At 71.4% G+C, this 20,640-nt stretch carries 20 protein-coding genes; 13 read left to right on the forward strand and 7 right to left on the reverse strand.

The window, feature by feature from the left end:
• Position 1 precedes the first annotated feature (1 nt).
• Positions 2 to 721: a 3-oxoacyl-[acyl-carrier-protein] reductase gene (gene fabG / locus ACZ4Z3_RS04030; RefSeq protein WP_055515528.1), complete on the reverse strand. Its 720-nt coding sequence runs from the start codon at positions 719 to 721 to the stop codon at positions 2 to 4.
• Positions 722 to 961: 240 nt separating this feature from the next.
• Between fabG and ACZ4Z3_RS04035 the strand changes: the two genes are divergently transcribed.
• The 3 genes from ACZ4Z3_RS04035 to tyrS all read left to right on the forward strand — a co-directional run bounded on the left by ACZ4Z3_RS04035 (position 962) and on the right by tyrS (position 5,230).
• A complete protein-coding gene (locus ACZ4Z3_RS04035; protein WP_468499559.1) occupies positions 962 to 2,485 on the forward strand; it encodes a TldD/PmbA family protein in 1,524 nt (507 codons plus the stop codon).
• Positions 2,482 to 3,885: a metallopeptidase TldD-related protein gene (locus tag ACZ4Z3_RS04040; protein WP_468499560.1), complete on the forward strand. Its 1,404-nt coding sequence runs from the start codon at positions 2,482 to 2,484 to the stop codon at positions 3,883 to 3,885. Before ACZ4Z3_RS04035 ends, ACZ4Z3_RS04040 begins: the two co-directional genes overlap by 4 nt.
• Before the next feature lie 76 nt (positions 3,886 to 3,961).
• Positions 3,962 to 5,230, forward strand: coding sequence for a tyrosine--tRNA ligase (tyrS, locus tag ACZ4Z3_RS04045; RefSeq protein ID WP_468499561.1), 1,269 nt, complete (start codon positions 3,962 to 3,964; stop codon positions 5,228 to 5,230).
• 92 nt (positions 5,231 to 5,322) lie between these two features.
• Here tyrS and ACZ4Z3_RS04050 read toward each other — a convergent pair whose 3' ends face one another.
• Positions 5,323 to 5,601: a GlsB/YeaQ/YmgE family stress response membrane protein gene (locus ACZ4Z3_RS04050; RefSeq protein ID WP_468499562.1), complete on the reverse strand. Its 279-nt coding sequence runs from the start codon at positions 5,599 to 5,601 to the stop codon at positions 5,323 to 5,325.
• A 246-nt stretch (positions 5,602 to 5,847) separates the two neighbouring features.
• Here ACZ4Z3_RS04050 and ACZ4Z3_RS04055 point away from each other — a divergent pair, with 246 nt between their 5' ends.
• Positions 5,848 to 6,234, forward strand: a complete 387-nt coding sequence (locus ACZ4Z3_RS04055; protein WP_468499563.1) for a DUF3099 domain-containing protein — start codon at positions 5,848 to 5,850, stop codon at positions 6,232 to 6,234.
• 209 nt (positions 6,235 to 6,443) lie between these two features.
• On the forward strand, positions 6,444 to 6,692 hold the full coding sequence (locus ACZ4Z3_RS04060; protein WP_468499564.1) for a hypothetical protein: 249 nt from the start codon (positions 6,444 to 6,446) through the stop codon (positions 6,690 to 6,692).
• A gap of 11 nt (positions 6,693 to 6,703) precedes the next feature.
• On the opposite strand, the gene moaA is transcribed toward ACZ4Z3_RS04060, so the two are convergent.
• The 3 genes from moaA to ACZ4Z3_RS04075 form a co-directional block, all read right to left on the reverse strand.
• Complete coding sequence (moaA, locus tag ACZ4Z3_RS04065) at positions 6,704 to 7,693, reverse strand: GTP 3',8-cyclase MoaA (RefSeq protein ID WP_468499565.1); 990 nt, start codon at positions 7,691 to 7,693, stop codon at positions 6,704 to 6,706.
• A gap of 144 nt (positions 7,694 to 7,837) precedes the next feature.
• A complete protein-coding gene (locus ACZ4Z3_RS04070) occupies positions 7,838 to 9,463 on the reverse strand; it encodes a solute symporter family protein (protein WP_055515512.1) in 1,626 nt (541 codons plus the stop codon).
• Entirely contained in the window at positions 9,460 to 9,816 is a 357-nt protein-coding gene (locus tag ACZ4Z3_RS04075) for a DUF485 domain-containing protein (protein WP_355403893.1), read from the reverse strand. The genes ACZ4Z3_RS04070 and ACZ4Z3_RS04075 overlap by 4 nt, the downstream gene beginning before the upstream one ends.
• Before the next feature lie 388 nt (positions 9,817 to 10,204).
• Between ACZ4Z3_RS04075 and ACZ4Z3_RS04080 the strand changes: the two genes are divergently transcribed.
• From ACZ4Z3_RS04080 to ACZ4Z3_RS04095, 4 genes are all read left to right on the forward strand, one after another.
• Positions 10,205 to 11,740 (forward strand): S8 family serine peptidase, encoded by a 1,536-nt coding sequence (locus ACZ4Z3_RS04080; RefSeq protein ID WP_468499566.1) that lies wholly within the window; start codon positions 10,205 to 10,207, stop codon positions 11,738 to 11,740.
• Between the two features lie 87 nt (positions 11,741 to 11,827).
• Positions 11,828 to 13,345, forward strand: coding sequence for a S8 family peptidase (locus tag ACZ4Z3_RS04085; RefSeq protein WP_468499567.1), 1,518 nt, complete (start codon positions 11,828 to 11,830; stop codon positions 13,343 to 13,345).
• A gap of 215 nt (positions 13,346 to 13,560) precedes the next feature.
• On the forward strand, positions 13,561 to 15,039 hold the full coding sequence (locus tag ACZ4Z3_RS04090) for a CoA transferase (RefSeq protein WP_468500192.1): 1,479 nt from the start codon (positions 13,561 to 13,563) through the stop codon (positions 15,037 to 15,039).
• 201 nt (positions 15,040 to 15,240) lie between these two features.
• Positions 15,241 to 16,329, forward strand: coding sequence for a CopD family protein (locus tag ACZ4Z3_RS04095; protein ID WP_468499568.1), 1,089 nt, complete (start codon positions 15,241 to 15,243; stop codon positions 16,327 to 16,329).
• An 80-nt stretch (positions 16,330 to 16,409) separates the two neighbouring features.
• Here the strand turns inward: ACZ4Z3_RS04095 and ACZ4Z3_RS04100 are convergent, their stop codons facing one another.
• Both ACZ4Z3_RS04100 and ACZ4Z3_RS04105 read right to left on the reverse strand, forming a co-directional pair.
• A complete protein-coding gene (locus ACZ4Z3_RS04100; protein WP_468499569.1) occupies positions 16,410 to 17,144 on the reverse strand; it encodes a lysoplasmalogenase in 735 nt (244 codons plus the stop codon).
• Complete coding sequence (locus tag ACZ4Z3_RS04105; RefSeq protein ID WP_468499570.1) at positions 17,141 to 18,022, reverse strand: sterol desaturase family protein; 882 nt, start codon at positions 18,020 to 18,022, stop codon at positions 17,141 to 17,143. The genes ACZ4Z3_RS04100 and ACZ4Z3_RS04105 overlap by 4 nt, the downstream gene beginning before the upstream one ends.
• A 170-nt stretch (positions 18,023 to 18,192) precedes the next feature.
• Here ACZ4Z3_RS04105 and ACZ4Z3_RS04110 point away from each other — a divergent pair, with 170 nt between their 5' ends.
• The 4 genes from ACZ4Z3_RS04110 (at position 18,193) to ACZ4Z3_RS04125 (ending at position 20,617) form a co-directional block, all read left to right on the forward strand.
• Entirely contained in the window at positions 18,193 to 18,624 is a 432-nt protein-coding gene (locus tag ACZ4Z3_RS04110) for an NACHT N-terminal Helical domain 1-containing protein (protein WP_468499571.1), read from the forward strand.
• Positions 18,621 to 19,175 (forward strand): NACHT domain-containing protein, encoded by a 555-nt coding sequence (locus ACZ4Z3_RS04115; protein ID WP_468499572.1) that lies wholly within the window; start codon positions 18,621 to 18,623, stop codon positions 19,173 to 19,175. The genes ACZ4Z3_RS04110 and ACZ4Z3_RS04115 overlap by 4 nt, the downstream gene beginning before the upstream one ends.
• On the forward strand, positions 19,175 to 19,531 hold the full coding sequence (locus ACZ4Z3_RS04120; RefSeq protein ID WP_468499573.1) for a hypothetical protein: 357 nt from the start codon (positions 19,175 to 19,177) through the stop codon (positions 19,529 to 19,531). Before ACZ4Z3_RS04115 ends, ACZ4Z3_RS04120 begins: the two co-directional genes overlap by 1 nt.
• Positions 19,532 to 19,624: 93 nt before the next feature.
• Complete coding sequence (locus tag ACZ4Z3_RS04125) at positions 19,625 to 20,617, forward strand: DEDDh family exonuclease (protein WP_468499574.1); 993 nt, start codon at positions 19,625 to 19,627, stop codon at positions 20,615 to 20,617.
• Positions 20,618 to 20,640: the final 23 nt, after the last annotated feature.

Here is a 20,640-nt window from a genome sequence, read left to right on the forward strand (position 1 = left end):
ATCAGTGACCCATTCCCAGTCCGCCGTCTACGGGGATGACGGCTCCAGTGATGTACGAGGCGTCGTCCGAGGCGAGGAACCGCACCGTCGCGGCGATCTCCTCGGGCTGCGCGTACCGGCCGAGCGGCACCTGCGAGACGATGCCCGCGCGCTGCTCGTCGGTGAGGATCTTGGTCATGTCGGTGTCGACGAAACCGGGCGCGACGACGTTGAAGGTGATGTCGCGCGAGCCCAGTTCACGGGCGAGGGACCGCGCGAAACCGACCAGGGCGGCCTTGGAGGCGGCGTAGTTGGCCTGGCCGGGCGAGCCGTAGAGGCCCACGACCGACGAGATCAGCACGACGCGGCCCTTCTTGGCACGCAGCATGCCGCGGTTGGCGCGCTTGACGACACGGAAGGTGCCGGTGAGGTTGGTGTCGATGACCGAGGTGAAGTCCTCCTCGGACATCCGCATCAGGAGCTGGTCCTTGGTGACGCCGGCGTTGGCGACGAGGACCTGGACCGGACCGTGCTCGGCCTCGATCTCCTTGTAGGCCTGCTCCACCTGCTCGGAGTCGGTGATGTCGCATTTGACCGCGAGGCAGCCCAACTCCGCGAGGGCGGCCGGCGGCTCGCCCGAGCGGTATGTGTAGGCGACCTTGTCGCCGTTCTCGGCGAACGCGCGGGCGATGGCGAGGCCGATGCCCCGGTTGCCTCCGGTGACGAGAACCGAGCGGCTCAACGGATCACCCTTTCCATAGCGGTCTGCACACCTGCCCGATTGCCTGGACGGCAGGCGCCTTCCTCGAAAACCTATCGGTCGGGCCCGGCGCGCGGGCATTCGGGCACTGACAGTGGCGTGGGGGACTCACTGTGGGGTCCCTACAGAAAGGCATCGTGGTCGGCGCGCAAAGATGTGGTCCGGGTGCCCGCGGGCGCGACATGATCGGACCCGACAGGCCACGACAGCAGGGAGACCTCGGTGCCTCATTCCATCGACGAAGCCTTCACGGCACTGCCGCTAAGGGCCCTGGCCGACGCCGCGCTCGCCCGCGCCCGTGCGCTCGGGGCCGAGCACGCGGACTTCCGGTTCGAGCGGGTGCGCAGCGCGTCCTGGCGGCTGCGGGACGCCAAGCCCGCCGGGTCGTCGGACACGACCGACCTCGGGTACGCGGTGCGCGTGGTGCACGGCGGGACCTGGGGGTTCGCCTCCGGTGTGGATCTGACGATGGACGCCGCCGCGAAGGTCGCCTCGCAGGCGGTGGCGATGGCGAAGCTGTCGGCGAAGGTCATCGAGGCGGCCGGGTCCGACGAACGGGTCGAGCTGGCGGACGAGCCCGTGCACGCGGAGAAGACGTGGATCTCCTCGTACGAGATCGACCCGTTCACCGTCCCCGACGAGGAGAAGACCGCGCTGCTCACGGACTGGAGCGCGCGGCTGCTGGCGGCCCCCGGGGTCAACCACGTGGACGCCTCGCTGCTCACCGTGCACGAGAACAAGTTCTACGCGGACACCGCGGGCACCGTGACCACGCAGCAGCGGGTCAGGCTGCATCCGTCGCTGACCGCCGTGTCCGTCGACGAGTCCAGCGGTGAGTTCGACTCGATGCGGACCCTGGCGCCGCCGGTCGGCCGGGGCTGGGAGTATCTGACGGGCACCGGCTGGGACTGGGACGACGAGCTGGCGCGGATCCCCGAGCTGCTCGCGGAGAAGATGCGGGCCCCGAGCGTCGAGGCGGGCCTCTACGACCTCGTCGTCGACCCGTCCAACCTGTGGCTGACCATCCATGAGTCCATCGGCCACGCCACCGAGCTGGACCGCGCGCTCGGCTACGAGGCCGCCTACGCCGGCACGTCCTTCGCCACCTTCGACAAGCTCGGCAAACTCCGTTACGGCTCCGAGCTGATGAACGTCACCGGTGACCGCACCGCCGAGCACGGCCTCGCGACCATCGGGTACGACGACGAGGGCGTCGCGGGCCAGTCCTGGGACCTCGTGAAGGACGGCACCCTCGTCGGCTACCAACTGGACCGCCGTATCGCCCGGCTGACGAAGCTCGGCCGTTCCAACGGCTGCGCGTACGCCGACTCCCCCCGGCACGTGCCCGTGCAGCGCATGGCCAACGTGTCGCTCCAGCCGGATCCGGCCGGGCTGTCCACGGAGGATCTGATCGGCGGTGTCGACCGCGGCATCTACGTCGTCGGGGACCGGTCGTGGTCCATCGACATGCAGCGGTACAACTTCCAGTTCACCGGTCAGCGGTTCTTCAGGATCGAGAACGGGCGGATCACCGGGCAGCTGCGGGACGTCGCCTACCAGGCGACGACGACCGACTTCTGGGGTTCCATGGCGGCCGTGGGCGGGCCGCAGACGTACGTCCTCGGCGGTGCCTTCAACTGCGGCAAGGCCCAGCCGGGCCAGGTCGCCGCGGTCTCGCACGGCTGCCCCTCCGCCCTGTTCAAGGGCGTCAACATTCTGAACACCACGCAGGAGGCAGGTCGATGAGCGCGCCCGTCAACAAGGCACACAAGCCGCACGAGATCGTCGAGCGTGCTCTCGAACTGTCCCGGGCCGACGGGTGCGTGGTCATCGCCGACGAGTACTCGACGGCCAACCTGCGCTGGGCGGGCAACGCGCTGACCACGAACGGGGTCACGCGGGGACGGTCGGTGACCGTCGTCGCCACGGTCGACGGCAAGGAGGGCACCGCCTCCGGTGTCGTGTCCCGCTCGGCCGTCACCGCCGAGGAACTGGAGCCGCTGGTCCGGGCCGCCGAGGAGGCCGCGCGCGGGGCCGGGCCCGCCGAGGACGCCCAGCCGCTGGTCACGGGCGTGCCGCCGTCCCCCGACTTCACGGAGCCGCCCGCGGAGACCTCCTCCGCGGTGTTCGCCGACTTCGCCCCGGCGCTCGGCGAGTCCTTCGCACGCGCGCGTGCGGGCGGCCGAGAGCTGTACGGCTTCGCCAACCACGAGCTGGTCACCAGCTATCTGGGCACGTCGACGGGGCTGCGCCTGCGGCACGACCAGCCGAACGGCACGCTGGAGCTCAACGCCAAGTCCCCGGACCGTACGCGCTCGGCGTGGGCGGGCCGCTCCACGCGGGACTTCAAGGACGTCGACCCGGCGGCCCTGGACGCGGAGCTGGCCGTACGGCTCGGGTGGGCCGAGCGTCGGATCGAGCTGCCCGCCGGACGGTACGAGACGCTGCTGCCGCCGACGGCGGTGGCCGACCTGCTGATCTACCAGATGTGGTCGGCGTCGGCGCGGGACGCCGCCGAGGGCCGGACCGTGTTCAGCAAGCCCGGTGGCGGCACCCGGATCGGCGAGCGGCTCACCGACCTGCCGCTGTCGCTGCGCAGCGACCCCTTCGAGCCGGGGCTGGAGTCGGCGCCCTTCGTGCTCGCCCACTCCTCGGGCGGCGACAGCTCGGTGTTCGACAACGGGCTGCCGCTGAAGGCGACCGACTGGATCCGCGAGGGCGAGATCGCACATCTGCCCACCACCCGGCACAGCGCGGGCCTGACCGGTCTGCCGGTGGTGCCCGCCATCTCCAACCTCATCCTCGACGGCGGCGAGGACCGCTCACTGGAGGAGATGGTCGCGAACACCGAACGCGGGCTGCTGCTGACCTGCCTGTGGTACATCCGCGAGGTCGACCCGGCGACGCTGCTGCTGACCGGGCTGACCCGCGACGGCGTCTACCTCGTGGAGAACGGCGAGGTGACGGGCGAGGTCAACAACTTCCGGTTCAACGAGTCGCCGGTGGACCTGCTCGGGCGGGCCACCGAGGCGGGGCGCACGGAGAAGACCCTGCCGAGGGAGTGGAGCGACTACTTCACCAGGGCGGCCACCCCCGCGCTGCGGGTGCCGGATTTCAATATGAGCTCTGTCAGCCAGGGCGTATAACCTCGTAGTCGTTCGTGGTCGGCCGCCTCCCGGCTGCCGGCCACCATCCGAAGATCATCGAGGAGACACGAGAACCGTGACGGACATCGTCGACGAGCTGAAGTGGCGGGGGCTGTTCTCCCTGTCCACCGACGAGGACGCTTTGCGCAAGGCTCTCGCGGACGGTCCCGTCACGTTCTATTGCGGTTTCGACCCGACCGCGCCGTCCCTGCACGTCGGGCACCTGGTGCAGGTGCTCACCGTGCGCCGGCTCCAGCAGGCCGGCCACCGGCCGCTGGCGCTGGTGGGCGGTGCGACGGGTCTGATCGGCGACCCCCGCCCCACGGCGGAGCGCACGCTCAACGACCCGGAGACGGTGGCCGGCTGGGTGGGCAGGCTGCGCGCCCAGATCGAGCCGTTCCTGTCCTTCGAGGGTGAGAACGCGGCCGTCATGGTCAACAACCTCGACTGGACCGAGGGTCTGTCCGCGATCGAGTTCCTGCGGGACATCGGCAAGCACTTCCGCGTCAACAAGATGCTGACGAAGGACTCCGTGGCCCGCCGTCTGGAGTCCGACCAGGGCATCAGCTACACCGAGTTCAGCTACCAGATCCTCCAGGGCATGGACTTCCTCCAGCTCTACCGGAGGTACGGCTGCACGCTCCAGCAGGGTGGCAGCGACCAGTGGGGCAACCTCACGGCCGGCCTGGACCTGATCCACCGGCTGGAGCCGGGCGCCGAGGTGCACGCGCTGGCGACCCCGCTGATGACCAAGGCGGACGGCACCAAGTTCGGCAAGACCGAGGGCGGCGCCGTCTGGCTCGACCCGGAGATGACGACGCCGTACGCGTTCTACCAGTTCTGGCTGAACGTGGACGACCGGGACATCAGCCGGTACATGCGCATCCTGTCCTTCAGGTCCCGTGCGGAGCTGGAGGAGCTGGAGCGGCAGACGGAGGAGCGGCCGCAGGCCCGTGCCGCGCAGCGCGCGCTGGCCGAGGAGCTGACGACGCTGGTGCACGGGGCCGACCAGACGGCCGCGGTGATCGCCGCGTCGAAGGCGCTGTTCGGCCAGGGCGAGCTGGCGGAGCTGGACGAGCGGACGTTGGCCGCGGCCCTGTCCGAGGTGCCGCACGCCAAGGTGGCCGAGCTGGCGCCGGTCGTGGACCTCTTCGCCGAGGTCGGGCTGGTGCCGAGCAAGTCCGCGGGGCGGCGCACGGTGAAGGAGGGCGGGGCGTACGTGAACAACGTGAAGATCACCGCCGAGGACGCCGTACCGGCGGCGGAGGACCTCATCCACGGGCGGTGGCTGGTGCTGCGGCGAGGGAAGAAGAACCTGGCCGCCGTCGAGGTGACGGGGGCCTAAGCCGAGGGGCGTGGGGCGGAGCGGCCGCGGGGTCGCTCGGCCCTGACGCCCCTTTGCGCGGCAGGCGTCTCCCGGCCCCGGTCGGGCGGCCCTCAGGCTCGGTGTTTTCTCTTGCCCACCGTCGACATGTAGAGGCTGTCGCCCAGATACACGATGGCCACCGCGGCGACCACCTGGAAGATGTGGCGGCTCCAGTCGATGCCCTTGGTCTCGTCGACACCGAAGCCCCGCGCGATGGCGTTGCCGACGACAGCGCCCAGCATGCCGAAGATCGTCGTCAGCCAGAGCGGGCTGTGCTGCTTGCCCGGAATGATCGCCTTGGCCAGCAGGCCCAGCACGAGTCCCACGATGATCGCCCACAACCAGCCCATGGCTGCCTCCTCGTACGGCTCGACGTGAGCTGTACGGCCAGTGTCGGCCCGCCTCCTCTACGCCGCATGTCGGGCGGTCCCCTACGCGGGGCGGCGCATTTCGTCCCGTCCCGGCGGGAGGAGACCCGGTCTCCCAGGCGACGCAGACGCGGCGTAACGTGGACAGGGACCGGCCCCCGTTCACCGTGCGGGACCGGCAGGGGAACGGGCCGGGCAGCGTCCGATACAGGCGGGTGGTGGAACGCGATGCGGAAGCAGAGCAATGCCGAGGTCTTCCGGATCACCGGCGCCCGGCAGGGGCTCGCCGACGACGTCCGGGGCAGGCAGCGACGCTATGTCATCTCGATGTCGGTCCGCACGCTCTCGGTGATCGCCGCGGCGGTCCTCTGGAACGTCGAACGGCACGTCGCGGTCGTCGCACTGGTGCTCGGCATGGTTCTGCCGTACATCGCCGTGGTGATCGCCAACGCGGGCCGGGAGAACGCGCCCTCGCTGCCGTCGACGTTCATCGCCCCGCCCGTGCGGCCGATGATCACGCCGCCCCCCGCCGAGGGGTCCGCGGAATCCTTCTCGGAGGGCGACCCGGCGGACTCCGCGGGCCGTCACCGCAGTGAGCCGCGCGAGCGCGCCTGAGCCGCCGGTGGTCCGCTCGAAGCGGAATCCCTCCGACCACGAACCTCAAGAAAAGCTCAGATCAATCATGTAGTTCCTGTGCCGGGCAGAGGCTTACCCGTGACATACTGCGTACGCGCTCCGCATCCCCCGTCGGAGCGACAGACCGACGCCGGGCAGCTCCCCCCGTGGCTGCTCGGCGTCGCCTTTTGTGCGGCTAGGGTCGACGGGTGAACATTCTCGACGTCCCCGGTTCCGATCCCGGCTCCCCCGCCTCCCCCGTCTGCTCCGCCAAGGGCTGTCGTGCCGACGCGGTCTGGGTGCTCGCCTGGAACAACCCCAAGCTGCACACGCCGGAGCGGCGGAAGACCTGGCTGGCGTGCGAGGAGCACCGGGAGCATCTGTCCCAGTTCCTCGGTGTGCGCGGGTTCCTCAAGGACGTCGTCACGCTGAAGGAGTGGGAGGACCGCGCCTCGTAGGCGCGGAGCGCTCACCCTCCGATCGCGGACATCGGTCGGTCGGGCTGGACGAACGACGGGTCGTCCAGGCCGGCGCCCGCCTTCTTGCCCCACGTCGCCAGACGCCAGACGCGGGCGATCTCCTCGTCGGGAGCGCCCGAGCGCAGGGCCGCTCTGAGGTCGGTCTCCTCGCGGGCGAACAGACAGGTGCGGACCTGGCCGTCCGCGGTGAGGCGGGTGCGGTCGCAGGCGGAGCAGAACGGTCGGGTGACGGAGGCGATGACGCCCACCCGGTGCGGGCCGCCGTCGACGAGCCAGCGCTCCGCCGGGGCCGAGCCGCGCTCCTCCTGGCCCTCGGGGGTCAGGTCGAAGCGGGTGCGCAGGGAGGTGAGGATGTCGCCGGCGGTGACCATGCCGTCGCGCTTCCAGCCGTGCTGCGCGTCCAGCGGCATCTGCTCGATGAAGCGCAGCTCGTAGTCGTGCTCGACGGCCCAGGCGAGGAGGTCCGGGGCCTCGTCGTCGTTGAGGCCGGGCATCAGGACCGAGTTGACCTTGACGGGGGTCAGACCGGCCTCGCGGGCCGCTTCGAGGCCCTCCAGGACGTCCTTGTGGCGGTCCCGTCGGGTGAGGGTCTTGAAGACGTCGGGGCGCAGGGTGTCCAGGGAGACGTTCACCCGGTCCAGGCCCGCCGCCTTCAGGGCCGTCGCCGTGCGCTTCAGGCCGATGCCGTTGGTGGTGAGGGACATCTGGGGACGGGGCTCCAGCGCCGCCACGCGCTCCACGATGCCGACCAGGCCGGGGCGCAGCAGTGGCTCACCGCCGGTGAAGCGGACCTCGGTGATGCCGAGGGTGGTGACGGCGATGTCGATGAGGCGGACGATCTCGTCGTCCGTGAGCAGGTCGGGCTTGGCCAGCCACTGCAGGCCCTCCTCGGGCATGCAGTAGGTGCAGCGCAGATTGCACCGGTCGGTCAGCGAGACCCTGAGGTCGGTGGCCACTCGGCCATAGGTGTCGATGAGCACGTGGGCCCCCTCCCGCGCCGGATCAGTCGTTCCCTGACACCTGCGAGCCTACGTGACACCGGTGACGACATCACAGGCCCGATCCCACGAGACACGGCGAGGGGCCGCCGTAGATCCCTACGACGACCCCTTCGCAACACGCCCCTAGTGCGCGCCGGTGCCGGTGAGGGAGCGGACCTCCAGCTCGGCGTACTTGGCCTCGTCGGGCTTCTCCTTGGACAGGACGGTGCCGAGGAAGCCCATGAGGAAGCCGAACGGGATGGAGATGATGCCCGGGTTCTTCAGCGGGAACCAGTGGAAGTCGACGTCGGGGAACATCGCCTTCGGGTCGCCGGAGACCACGGGGGAGAACAGCACCAGGCCGACGGCGACGATCAGACCGCCGTAGATCGACCACAGCGCGCCCTGGGTGGTGAACCGCTTCCAGAAGAGGCTGTAGAGGATGGTCGGCAGGTTGGCGGAGGCGGCGACCGCGAAGGCGAGCGCGACCAGGCCGGCCACGTTGAGGTCGCGGGCGAGGGCGCCGAGGCCGATGGAGACGATGCCGATGAAGACGGTCGCCCAGCGGGCCGCGCGGACCTCCTCGGCGCCGGACGCCTTCCCCTTGCGGATGACGTTGGCGTAGATGTCGTGCGCGAAGGACGACGACGAGGCGAGGGTGAGGCCGGCGACCACGGCGAGGATGGTCGCGAACGCCACCGCAGAGATCGTGGCGAGCAGGATCGCGCCCCAGGCCGAGTCGACGCCGCCCAGGTGCAGGGCGAGCAGCGGGGCCGCCGTGTTGCCGGACGGGTTGGAGGCGATGATCTCCTTCTGGTCGATCAGCGCGGCGGCGCCGAAGCCGAGGGCGATGGTCATCAGGTAGAAGCCGCCGATGATGCCGATGGCCCAGTTGACGGACTTCCGGGCGGCCTTGGCGTTGGGCACCGTGTAGAAGCGGATCAGGATGTGCGGCAGGCCGGCGGTGCCGAGGACCAGGGCGATGCCGAGGGAGATGAAGTCCAGCTTGGAGGTGCCGGTCGCGCCGTACTGGAGGCCGGGCTCCAGGAAGGCGGCGCCCTTGCCGCTGTTCTCGGCGGCGGTGCCGAGCAGATCGGAGATGTTGAAGTTGAACTTCAGCAGCACCAGGAACGTAATGAGGAGCGTGCCGCCGATCAGCAGCACGGCCTTCACCATCTGGACCCAGGTGGTGCCCTTCATTCCGCCGATGGAGACGTAGACGATCATCAGGACGCCGACGAGGGCGACGATCAGGATCTTGCCGGCGTCGGAGGTGATGCCGAGGAGCAGGGAGACGAGGACGCCCGCGCCCGCCATCTGGGCCAGCAGGTAGAAGATCGACACGACGATCGTGGACGTGCCGGCGGCGGTGCGCACGGGGCGCTGGCGCATGCGGTACGCGAGGACGTCGCCCATGGTGTAGCGGCCGGAGTTCCGCAGCGGCTCGGCGACCAGGAGCAGGGCGACCAGCCAGGCGACCAGGAAGCCGATGGAGTAGAGGAAGCCGTCGTAGCCGAAGAGGGCGATGGCGCCCGCGATGCCGAGGAACGACGCGGCGGACATGTAGTCGCCGGAGACGGCGAGGCCGTTCTGGAAGGCGCTGAACTGGCGGCCGCCCGCGTAGAAGTCGGCGGCGTCCTTGGTCTGGCGGCCGGCCCAGACGGTGATGGCGAGCGTCGCGAGGACGAACAGCCCGAACAGGGTGATGATGAGCGGCCGGTGCTCGCTGGCCTCGTTGGCCGCGAGGACTGTCTGCTGAACGGGGCTCATGCGCCGCCCTCCATCCGGGACTTGATCGCCTCGGCCTTGGGGTCGAGCTTCGCGGCGGCGTGCCGCGAGTACCACCAGGCGATGAGGAACGTGGTGACGAACTGGGCGATGCCGAGGACGAAGGCGATGTTGACGTTGCCGAGGAGCTTGGTCCCCATGAAGTCGCCGGCGTAGTTGGAGAGCAGGACGTACAGCAGGTACCAGGCGATGAAGGCGACGGTCAGCGGGAAGGCGAACGACCGGTAGGAGCGGCGCAGTTCACCGAACTCGGCGCTCTCCTGGACCGTGGTGAACTCCTCGGCCGAGGGGAGATGGTGTTCTGCCTTCGCGGGGGGCGGTGCGTCGGTTGCCACGGAGTCTCCTCGCTTATCCGCCGCGGTCGCGACGGTGGATGGGGACGATTTCGCCGTCGGATCGGGGGACGGGTCGATTTCGGACATCTGATCGGCTCTGTTCCTAGCGGTGATGGGGCGCACGATCGCGCTCGGGCTCCCTGCTCAACGTCACGGCGGCACGCGAGGACCGGTTCAACCGTCTGTCGTTCTTTCGAGAATCGATTCGGCGACGGATCGACACAGGCGTGGCGGTAAGGGATACCCCTCTACTTCGCCCGGGGTCCTCTCAAGTCATTGCTGGCCAGGGACGGCGGGGGATAGCTTCGGGGCGCACCACCCAGTCATGCACCTGCCCAGGCACTGATGTGCCCTGAGCCGGTTTCTTTGAGGATGATGTGGAGATCCCATGGCTCATCTGCGCTCCAGCCGGCGGCTCGCGCTCGCGGTACCGGTGGCTCTTTCGCTGACCGCCTCACTCGGTTTCCTGCCGGGTGTCGCCTCGGCGGCGCCGCTCGCCGCACCCACCGCCGCGACCGCCACCGCGGAGGGCCCGAACCTCTCGTACGTCGTGAACACCCGGACCGACCGGCACACCATCGCCTCGGTGCAGAAGGCGATCGCCGCGGCGGGCGGCAAGGTCGTCATCACGTACGACCGGATCGGTGTGATCGTCGTCCACTCGACCAACCCCGAGTTCGGCGCGACGATGCGTGCCACGCGCGGTGTGCAGTCGGCCGGTCTCACCCGTACCGCGCCGCTGGCGCCCGCGGGGACGACGGACGAGGGCGCCGTCGACTTCCTGACGGACGCGGAGGCCGCGAAGGTGAAGGCCGCCTCCGCCGACATCCCCGACGCCGAGCCGCTCGAGGCCGACCAGTGGGACCTGCGCTCGATCGGCGCCGACAAGGCCGCCAAGATCAACGACGGCAGCAGCAGGGTCACGGTCGCCGTCATCGACACCGGCGTCGACGACACCCACCCGGACCTCGCGCCGAACTTCTCCAAGTCCCAGTCGGCGAACTGCGACGGCGGGGTCGCGGACACCAGCGAGGGCGCCTGGCGGCCGTACACCGTGGACGACTACCACGGCACGCACGTCGCCGGTGAGATCGCCGCGGCCCGCAACGGCATAGGCGTCGCAGGTGTGGCTCCCGGCGTCAAGGTCTCCAGCATCAACGTGACCGACAAGAAGAGCGGCCTGTTCTACGCGGAGAGCGTCGTCTGCGCGTTCGTGTTCGCCGCCGACCACGGCGTGGAGATCACGAACAACAGCTACTACGTGGACCCGTGGCTCTACAACTGCATGGAGGACCCGGACCAGAAGGCCATCGTCGACGCGGTCAACCGGGCCCAGCTGTACGCCCAGAAGAAGGGCACGCTGAACCTGGCGTCGGCGGGCAACTCCAACCACGACCTCGCCTCCGACGCGATCGCGGACGCCACCAGCCCCAACGACACCACTCCGGTGACGCGCACCATCGACCCGAGCGAGTGCTTCGACGTGCCCACCCAGCTGCCGGGTGTCGTCACGGTGAGCGCGACGGGCGTGAAGAACGAGAAGTCGTACTACTCGACGTACGGCAACGGCGTCGTCGACATCGCGGCGCCGGGCGGCGACCGCCGTTACCAGCTGCCGGACACCCCGTCGAAGGACGGCCGCATCCTGTCCACGATGCCGGAGGGCAAGTACGGCTTCCTCCAGGGCACGTCGATGGCGGCGCCGCACGCCTCCGCCGTGGCCGCGCTGCTGAAGTCCACGCACCCGTGGGCGTCCCCGAAGCAGCTGCAGTGGCTGATGAAGGCCCAGGCCGACAAGCAGGCCTGCCCGACGACGTACGACCAGAACGGCGACGGCACGCCGGACGCCGTCTGCGAGGGCGGTCCCCGCGCCAACGGCTTCTACGGGCACGGCATCGTCAACGCCCTGAAGGCCGTCAAGTAACCCACCACCGGGGCGGACCGGCACCCCGGGGGGAACGGTTCCCGCACAGCTCGTACCGCTCATCACGCGAAACGAACTGGAGACAGCATGACAGCGCTCAGCAAGCGCTCGCGTCGCCTGGCGGCGATCCCCCTGGGGATGGTCCTGGCGACGGCAGTGGTCGTCATACCCGGCGCCACGGCCTCGGCGGCAGAGGTGACCGCCGGGGCCGCGGCCGACGCGACACAGCTCAGCTACGTGGTCAACGTCCGCCCCGGTCACGGTCCGTCCGCCAAGGTGAAGAAGGCCATCACCGAGGCGGGCGGCACCATCGTGACGTCGTACGACAGGATCGGCGTCATCGTCGTCCACTCGGCGAACGCCGACTTCGCGCCCGCGATCCGCCGGGTGCGGGGCGTGGAGTCGGCCGGTGCCACGCGCACCGCGCCGCTGCCCGCGCAGTCCACCACCGATGTCGGCACCCCCAAGGTGCTGACCGCCGAGGAGATCGCGGCCGCCGACGCCGCGGCGGGCCAGGACCCGCTGGAGTCGTTGCAGTGGGACCTGCCGGCCATCAAGGCGGACAAGGCCCACGAGGTGTCCCTGGGCAGCCCGGACGTCACGGTCGCCGTCATCGACACCGGTGTCGACGACACCCACCCCGACATCGCGCCGAACTTCGACCGGAAGGCGTCGGTCAACTGTGTCTCGGGCAAGCCCGACACGACCGACGGCGCCTGGCGGCCGGGACCCACGGAGAGCCCCCACGGCACACATGTGGCCGGGGAGATCGCCGCCGCCAAGAACGGCGTCGGCGTCACCGGTGTGGCACCGGGCGTGAAGGTGTCCGGCATCAAGGTGTCCACGACGGCCGGCTTCTTCTACACGGAGGCCGTGGTCTGCGGCTTCATGTGGGCCGCCGAGCACGGCGTGGACGTCACCAACAACAGCTATTACACCGACCCCTGGTACTTCAACTGCAAGAACGACCCGGACCAGAAGGCGCTCGTCGAGGCCATCACCCGGGCGTCCCGGTACGCGGAGAAGAAGGGCACGGTCAACGTCGCGGCGGCCGGCAACGAGAACTACGACCTCGCGGCCGACGAGATCACCGACCCGACGTCCCCGAACGACACGACGCCGTCGGACCGGGTGATCGACCCGTCGAAGTGCCTGGACATCCCGACCCAGCTGCCCGGTGTCGTCACGGTCGCCGCGACCGGCGCGAAGGGCGTCAAGTCGTCCTTCTCCAACCACGGTCTGGGCGTCATCGACATCGCCGCGCCCGGCGGCGACTCGACCCGTCTGCAGACCCCGACGCCGCCCGCCACCAGCGGCCTCATCCTGGGCCCGCTGCCCGGCGGCCGGTGGGGGTACATGGCGGGCACGTCGATGGCGTCCCCGCACGTCGCGGGTGTCGCCGCCCTCATCAAGTCGACGCACCCGTACGCGCCGGCACCGCTCGTGAAGGCCCTGCTGTACGCGCAGGCCGACGCGACACCGTGCACGGACCCGTACGACCTCGACGGTGACGGCAAGGTCGACGCGGTGTGCGAGGGGCCGAAGAACTACAACGGCTTCTACGGCTTCGGCACGGCGGACGCGCTGGACGCGGTCACCAAGTAGCAGCTCACCAACGAGAAGGTCATCAAGGAGAAGCTCTCCTCCGGGGAGCGTCGAGGCCGGGCGGTCGGGTACCGTCCGGCCCTTCCGCTGCCCCGGCACCCGTGTTGATCCCGTCCACACCGCACAGTGGGCGCATGACCGACATGGGCGCGGACACGGGCGCGGGCAAGAACGCGAACAAGGGTGCGGGCGTGAGCGGGGGCAGGGGTGCGGGCATGGATGTGAGCCTGGCGTCGGCGTGGGCGGCGCTGGGCGGCGACCCCGGCCTGCTGCCCCGGGTGTCGGCGGTCGTACGGGAGGGGGCGCTGCCCGCTCGCCTCCCGGTACGAGAGCTGGCGCGGGCCTGTGTGGGCGTGTGCGCGCTGGCCGCCGCCGAGCTGGGCGCGCTGCGGGCCGGGCTCACGGAGGTGCCCCGCGTAAGGGTGGACGACAGGGCGGTGGCCACGGCCTTCGTGAGCGAGCGGCACCTCCTGATCGACGGGCGGGCGCCGGTCGCCTTCGCCCCGTTGTCGCATTTCTGGCGCACGGCGGACGGCTGGGTGCGGACGCACGCCAACTACCCGCACCACCGGGCGCGCCTGCTGTCCGCGCTGGGGCTGCCCGAGGGTGACGCGACCGCCGTCGGGGCGGCGCTCGCCGAACGGTCGTCGCTGGAGATCGAGGAGACGGTGTACGCGGCCGGGGGTCTCGCGGTCGCGCTGCGGACGCCGGAGCAGTGGGCGGCGCACGACCAGGCCGCGGCGGTGGCGGCCGGGCCGCTCGTCGAGCACGACCGGACGGACACCGCGCACGCGCGCGTGAGGCCACCTTCGGACGCGCCGAAGGCTGCGGCGGTGGCCGCGGCTGCGGTCTTGTCGGGTGGGACCCCGCTGCTGCCCGCCGCCGGAGTCCGAGTCCTCGACCTGACCCGGGTGATCGCGGGCCCGGTGGCCACCCGCACGCTCGCCCTGCTGGGCGCGGACGTGCTGCGCGTCGACCCGCCGGGGACGCCCGAACTCCCCGACCAGCACATCGACACCGGCTTCGGGAAGCGGTCGACGGCACTGGATCTGACTCGCGCCGCCGACCGGCGTGTCTTCGAGGAGCTGCTGGCCGACGCGGACGTCGTCGTCACCGGGTACCGGCCGGGCGCGCTGGACCGGTTCGGCCTCTCCCCGCAGGCGCTGCTCGCCCGGCGGCCCGGCCTCGTCGTGGCGCAGCTGTCGGCGTGGGGCCCGTACGGGCCGTGGGCGGGACGGCGGGGCTTCGACAGCCTCGTCCAGGTGGCGACCGGGATCGCCGTGGCCGAGGGTTCGGCGGAGCGGCCGGGCGCGCTGCCCGCGCAGGCCCTCGACCACGGAACGGGGTATCTGCTGGCGGCGGCCGTGCTGCGGTCGCTCACCGAGGGGTCGGCGGACGGTCACGGACGGGTCGTACGGCTGTCGTTGGCGCGGACGGCGGCGTGGCTCCTGGAGAGTGCGGCGCGGGGAGGGGAAGGGCTGCGCGGGGAGGGGCGGCGCGGGGAGGCGCCGCGCGCCGGTGGCGGTGGGGGCGGGGGCGGGGCGTTCGACGGGGCGGAGGGCCGGCTCGCCGAGCGGGACAGTCCCGTCGGACGGCTGCGGTACGCGCTGCCGCCGGTGTCCTTCGAGGGCGGACCGGGTGACTGGGCTCGGCCGCCGGGGCCCTGGGGAGCGGACGAGGCCAGGTGGGGGTGAGGCGCCCGGTGCGGACAGCGGTGGCGCGAGGGCGTGAGGAGACGGCGCGCGTCTGAGACATGCGCCTCCCTGGTGCTTCTCTGCGCGTGTGCCGTCCTGAGAGAGCGGCCGCCTCGGGTCGTACGGATGGGTGGAATGTCGAACTGCCGGAGATTTTCCGGTACTTGCCCAGTTCTGGTGCGACCGGGGGACTTTTCGGGGGTGAGCCTGACGAGACGGAGGGCGGAGGAGAGCGGGGCGCGGGAGACCGGGGCTCGGGAGGCCGGGCGGCCGCCCTCCATCGGCGCCGGGGAACGGCCTTCCGGACCGCGGCACGTGGGGTGGGTGCCGACGGGCGCCGGTCGGGCGGTCGGGCTGCTTCTGCTGCTGGCGGTGGGCGCGCTGATCCCGCTGTTCGGGCCGCGGGTCGCACTGGACGGCACCGGTGAGGCCGGGGCTCCCGGGGCGGGCGGGGTCGCTCTCCTGCGGACCGTGCTGCTGGCCGCGCTGTGCGTACCGGCGGGCGAGCTGTTCGTCGTGTGGCTGGCCCGGCGGGTGCCCGGCGGCCCCCGACAGACGCCACGCGGCTGGGCGGCGGGGGCGGCGGCCGCCGGTTGCGTGGCCGCGCTGGGGCTGGCCTCGGTGGTGGCGACCGGCAACCTCGTGCCGGACTCCCCCGCCGACATCGACGTCGGCGGCCTCTACGCGACGCGGGACGGCCGGCTCGCCCTGCTGGAGGTCAACGCGTTCGCGGCGGTGGCCCTGTGCGCCCGGTCCCGCCGCCCGCTCACCCAGGTGGTGCCGCTGACGGCGATCGTCGTCGCGGAGGCGTTGCGGGCACACCCCACCGTCGAGGACGGCCCGCTCGTCGGCACGGCCCTGACGTTCGTCCACCTGCTGTGCGCGGCCCTGTGGGCGGGCGGGTTGCTGTCCGTCCTGCGCACCCTCGGCACGCGCGCGTGGCGCGCGACGGCGGGGGCGGGCGCGGCGCTGCTGGGCCTGTACGCGCGTGGGGCCGCGGTTCTGCTGGCCGCCGTGACCGCCACCGGGTCGTGGAGCACGCTCCGACGGATGCCGCCGGGCACGGTCCTCGACCAGCTGCCGGAGACGGCGTACGGGCGGGCCCTGCTCGCCAAGGTGCTCCTCATGGCCGCCGTCGCAGCGCTCGCCCTGCGGGCCCGGCTGCGGCTGCGGCACGTGACCGATCCGCTGGAAGCCTGCGCCCCCGCCCGCGCGGAACTGGTGGTCCTGGGTGTGGTCGTGGCGGTGTCGGGCCTGCTCACCGCGCTGCCGGTACCGATCCGCTGGTGAGTGCCGATACCGGGCGGCAGAGGGTGAGCACCGGCGGTCGGCGACAAAGGGTGCGCACTGGCGGCGGGGCCCGACCTGGCTCAGGGCGTCGCCGGAACCGGTCCGCCGCCGGTGGGCGCCGGCAGCCCGGCCTCCAGGGCCCGCAGGAGGCCCCGGGCCAGCAGGTACTGGGCGGCGATGTACGTGAGCATGATCCACAGATCGGGGCGTGGGAGCTGCGGCCACTCGGCGACCCCGGTCGCGATGAGCATGTCCGACAGCACGAAGAGCGCGCCCCCGGCACCGGCGACGGCACCCAGCCGTGCGGCGGAGCACGCCATAGCGGTCAGCAGCGCGCTGTACCCGGCGACGGGCACGCGCAGGTCCGCCGGCAGCCCGGGCCACAGGCCGGCCACGGCGACGACGAGGGCTAGCGCGTACACGGCGGGCAGCCGGAGGGCACGCGCGCGCGACCCCCGCTCCCCCGCCGCGGGTGAGCCCTTGCCCGCGGCCTCGTGCGAGGCGCTCGCCTGCCGGCCCCGCTTCCCGAAGAGGACGAGGTAGCAGACATGGCCTGCCGCGAAGCAGCCCATCCCGGCGAGGAAGGCAGGCTCGGCGTCGGAGAGGAGGAGGACGTCCCCGCCCCAGCCGCAGAGGAGGGCGGCGATCAGCAGCCGCGGGCCACCGCGTGCGTGGACGTACGCGGCGAGCAACGGCATCAGCAGCGGCTTGGCGACCATGTGCCCGGGGGAGAACCCGGCGGCGAGGGAGCCGAGGTCGACGGCGGCGGCGAGCCCGAAGCCGACGAGGACGACACGTCCGGTGTCACGGCTCACGCGGCGGTCTCCGTGACCGCCGGCCTCTCCTCTGCGGCCGCGCGCCGCGCCGCCGGCCCCCAGCCTGGCCCCCGGAAGACCCGTCCGGCCCGCTCACTCCAACTCTGTGCCGCCCTCAGGTCCTTGGCGATGGCGACGTACTCGTGGGTGGCGACCCGCAGCGGGTTGTAGGTGCCGATGTTCTTGGTCAGGCCGTAGACGGGCCGCTCGGTCTCCGCGACGAAGGAGCCGAACAGCCGGTCCCAGACGATGAGGATGCCGCCGAAGTTGCGGTCGAGGTAGCCGCCCTGGGAGGCGTGGTGGACCCTGTGGTGCGAGGGCGTGTTGAACACGAACTCGAACGCCGGGTGCAGCTTGCCGATCCGCTCCGTGTGGATCCAGAACTGGTACACGAGGTTGGCCGACGAGCAGAACGCGAGCGCCGCCGGGTGCACGCCGAGGGCGATGAGCGGGACGTAGAAGGGCCACACGGTCCAGGTGGTCCAGGGCTGCCGCAGAGCGGTGGTGAGGTTGAACTTGCGGCTGGAGTGGTGCACGACGTGGCAGGCCCACAGGATCCGCACGACGTGGTGGCCACGGTGCGACCAGTAGTAGAAGAAGTCCTGCGCGAGCAGCATCAACGGGACCGTCCACCACAGCACGGGCACACGTAGCGGGGTCAGCTCGTAGATCGCCGTGTAGAGGGCGACGATCGGGATCTTCCACAGGAAGTCGAACACGAGACTCCCGAGTCCCATGCCGACGCTCGTCGCGGCGTCCTTCGCCTCGTACCCGGCGGCATCCTCGTCCGGATGGAGCCGGTAGCTGATCACCTCGATCACGGTGAGCAGCACAAACGCGGGTATCGACCACAGCACGACATCGGGCAGGTTCGGCATGTGGGCACCGTAGAACCGCTGGTGAGCTGGGGCTAGACGTTGTTACTGACAAGTATTACCGGTGGTACGCGCTTGCTTCTTGGCGTCCTCCACCAATCCGGCGGGCAGGGTCAGGACGACGGCTCCCGGCGGCCCCGAAAAGGGAGCCGCCGATCAGCCGCCGATCATTCGTGCGGGGGCGCGACGGGAGGGGCACGATGCAGGGGATCGAGGTGGCACTGGCCCGACTGGCGGCGACGGTGGTGTCGTCCCTGGCCAGATCGGTCGCCGGGTACGGCACCCTGCCCGAGCACGAGCGGCTCGCGGCGGTCGCGGCCGTGCAGGACGCCTTCGCCGCCGCCGACGTCACCGTGGACCGTCTGTTCGCGGCCGACCTGGACCCCGAGCGCCTGCGCACGGAGTTGCGCGCCCCCGTCGCGGGCCTGTCCTCCCGCGCCCTCGACCTCTACGACGACCTGCTCGGGCTGTGCTGCGCGCACCTGGTCGAACAGCTCACCGCCGAGCCGTCGTTCGCGGCCAGGGCGGCGGTGGAGCACACCCGTCGCTCGGGCCGTACGGAGGGCCTGCTGCGCGACCTGACCGCCGCCCGCCCCGGGCCGTGACCCTCGACTTCGAGCAGCGGTACGCGGACTTCGTCGCGGAGACGCAGTCCCGCCTGGAACTCTTCGGCATCACCCTCGGCGACCGCCGCCGCGCCGAGTGGCCGCTCGACACGGCGTGTATCAGCCTCATGGTGAGCGGTGACCGCCCCGGCGACCCCGCCCTCGACGGCCTCGCCCCGCCCGGTGCTGCGCCGGCAGCCCTCAAGGTGGAGCAGGCGCTGGCCGACTGCGACCGGCTCGTGCTGCGCGGCCCCGCCGGATCCGGCAAGTCCACCCTCGTCCAGTGGCTCGCCCTGAACGCGGCCCGGCGCGGCTTCGGCCCGGAGCTGGCGGCGTGGAACCCGTGCGTGCCGTTCGTCCTGCGCCTGCGGTCGTTCGACACACCCGCGGGCCTGCCGACCCCGGAGGACTTCCCGCCGGCCACCGGGGTGCCGCTGCGCCCGCCCGACGGCTGGGTCTCGGAACTCCTCACGTCCGGGCGGGCGTTGGTGCTGGTGGACGGCGTCGACGAAGTACCCGCCCGGTTACGCGGCCGCACCGAGGCTCCCTGATGTGCGCGCTGCTCTTCGGTGGGGCGGCCGTCACCGAACTGTCGGGGCTCGAAGCCCTGACGTCGCTGAGCTGGCTCACGGTGAACGAGGAGCACCAGTGGCGGAGTTTCCTCGCGGCCGGGGTGTTCTCCCCGTTGCGCACCCTTCAGATCCTCGACGTCCCTCGGGTCGACCTGGCCGAACTGACGGGCCGACACGACCTGGCGGAGGTCCACCTCGGCACCGTCAGGCACGTGGACAACCTCGCGGCGCTCACCGAACTGCCCGCCCTGCGCCTGGTCCGACTCCTCCGCTGCGGCCCCGTCGACCTGGCACCCGTGGCCGCCCCTCGCCCACGTTCACGTCAAGCTCCGTGACTGCCCGGAGGTGCTCGGCACCGGCCTCTTCCCCCCGGACCGTCTCACCGTCGAGTAACGAGCTGTCAGTCGTGGCCCGTATCCTCAGGGACCATGCTTGATGACCTTTCGACCGCCGCGTCGCAAGCTCCCTGGCCGGTCGCGTATCCGCAGGGATACGCGGTTGTTGACGTGGAGACGACCGGGCTCGCCCGGGACGACCGGATAATCTCCGCGGCTGTGTACAGACTGGACGCGCGCGGCGAGGTCGAGGACCACTGGTACACGCTGGTCAACCCGGAGCGCGACCCGGGACCGGTGTGGATCCACGGGCTGACGAGCGACGTGCTCGAAGGGGCGCCGCTGTTCCGGGAGATCGCCGAGGAGTTGTCCTCGCGGCTCGCGGACCGCGTACTCGTCGCGCACAACGCGGTGTTCGACTGGTCGATGCTCGCGCGGGAGTACGCGCGCGCCGAGACCGAGGCGCCGGTGCGGCAGCGGCTGTGCACGATCGCACTGTCGAAGGAGCTGGAGCTGCCGCTGCCCAACCACAAGCTGGAGTCGCTCGCGGCGCACTTCGGTGTCGTACAGCAGCGCGCCCACCACGCGTTGGACGACGCGCGGGTGCTGGCGGAGGCGTTCCGGCCCAGTCTGCACGCCGCCGCGAGCCGGGGCGTGCGGTTGCCGCTGCTCGAGTGCCGGCCGCTGACCGAGTGGTCCGCCTCCCCGACGATCGGGCGGCAGGCGTCAGGCGGCTACTCCTCCGGTGGCTACCGGGCGGGCAGTTGGCGGCCCTCGCGCAAGCGGCCCCCGTGCCCGTACCCCAACCCCGGCCGGTACGAAGAGGGCAAACCTCTCAAGCAGGGCATGCGGGTCGCGTTCTCGGGGGACACGTCGGTCGAGCGGGAGCTGCTGGAGGACCGTGCGGTGGAGGCGGGACTGCATGTGGCGACGAGCCTGTCGCGGGTGACGAGTCTGCTCGTCACCAACGACCCGGACTCGGGCACGTCCAAGACCGTCAAGGCACGGCAGTACGGGACGCCCGTGATCGACGAGGCGGCGTTCGGGCAGCTGCTGCGGGACGTGGAGCCCGCCGCCGAGGAGTGAGACGGGCGCGTACGGGTGATTGC

The sequence above is a fragment of the Streptomyces sp. NPDC030296 genome, from assembly GCF_055572815.1.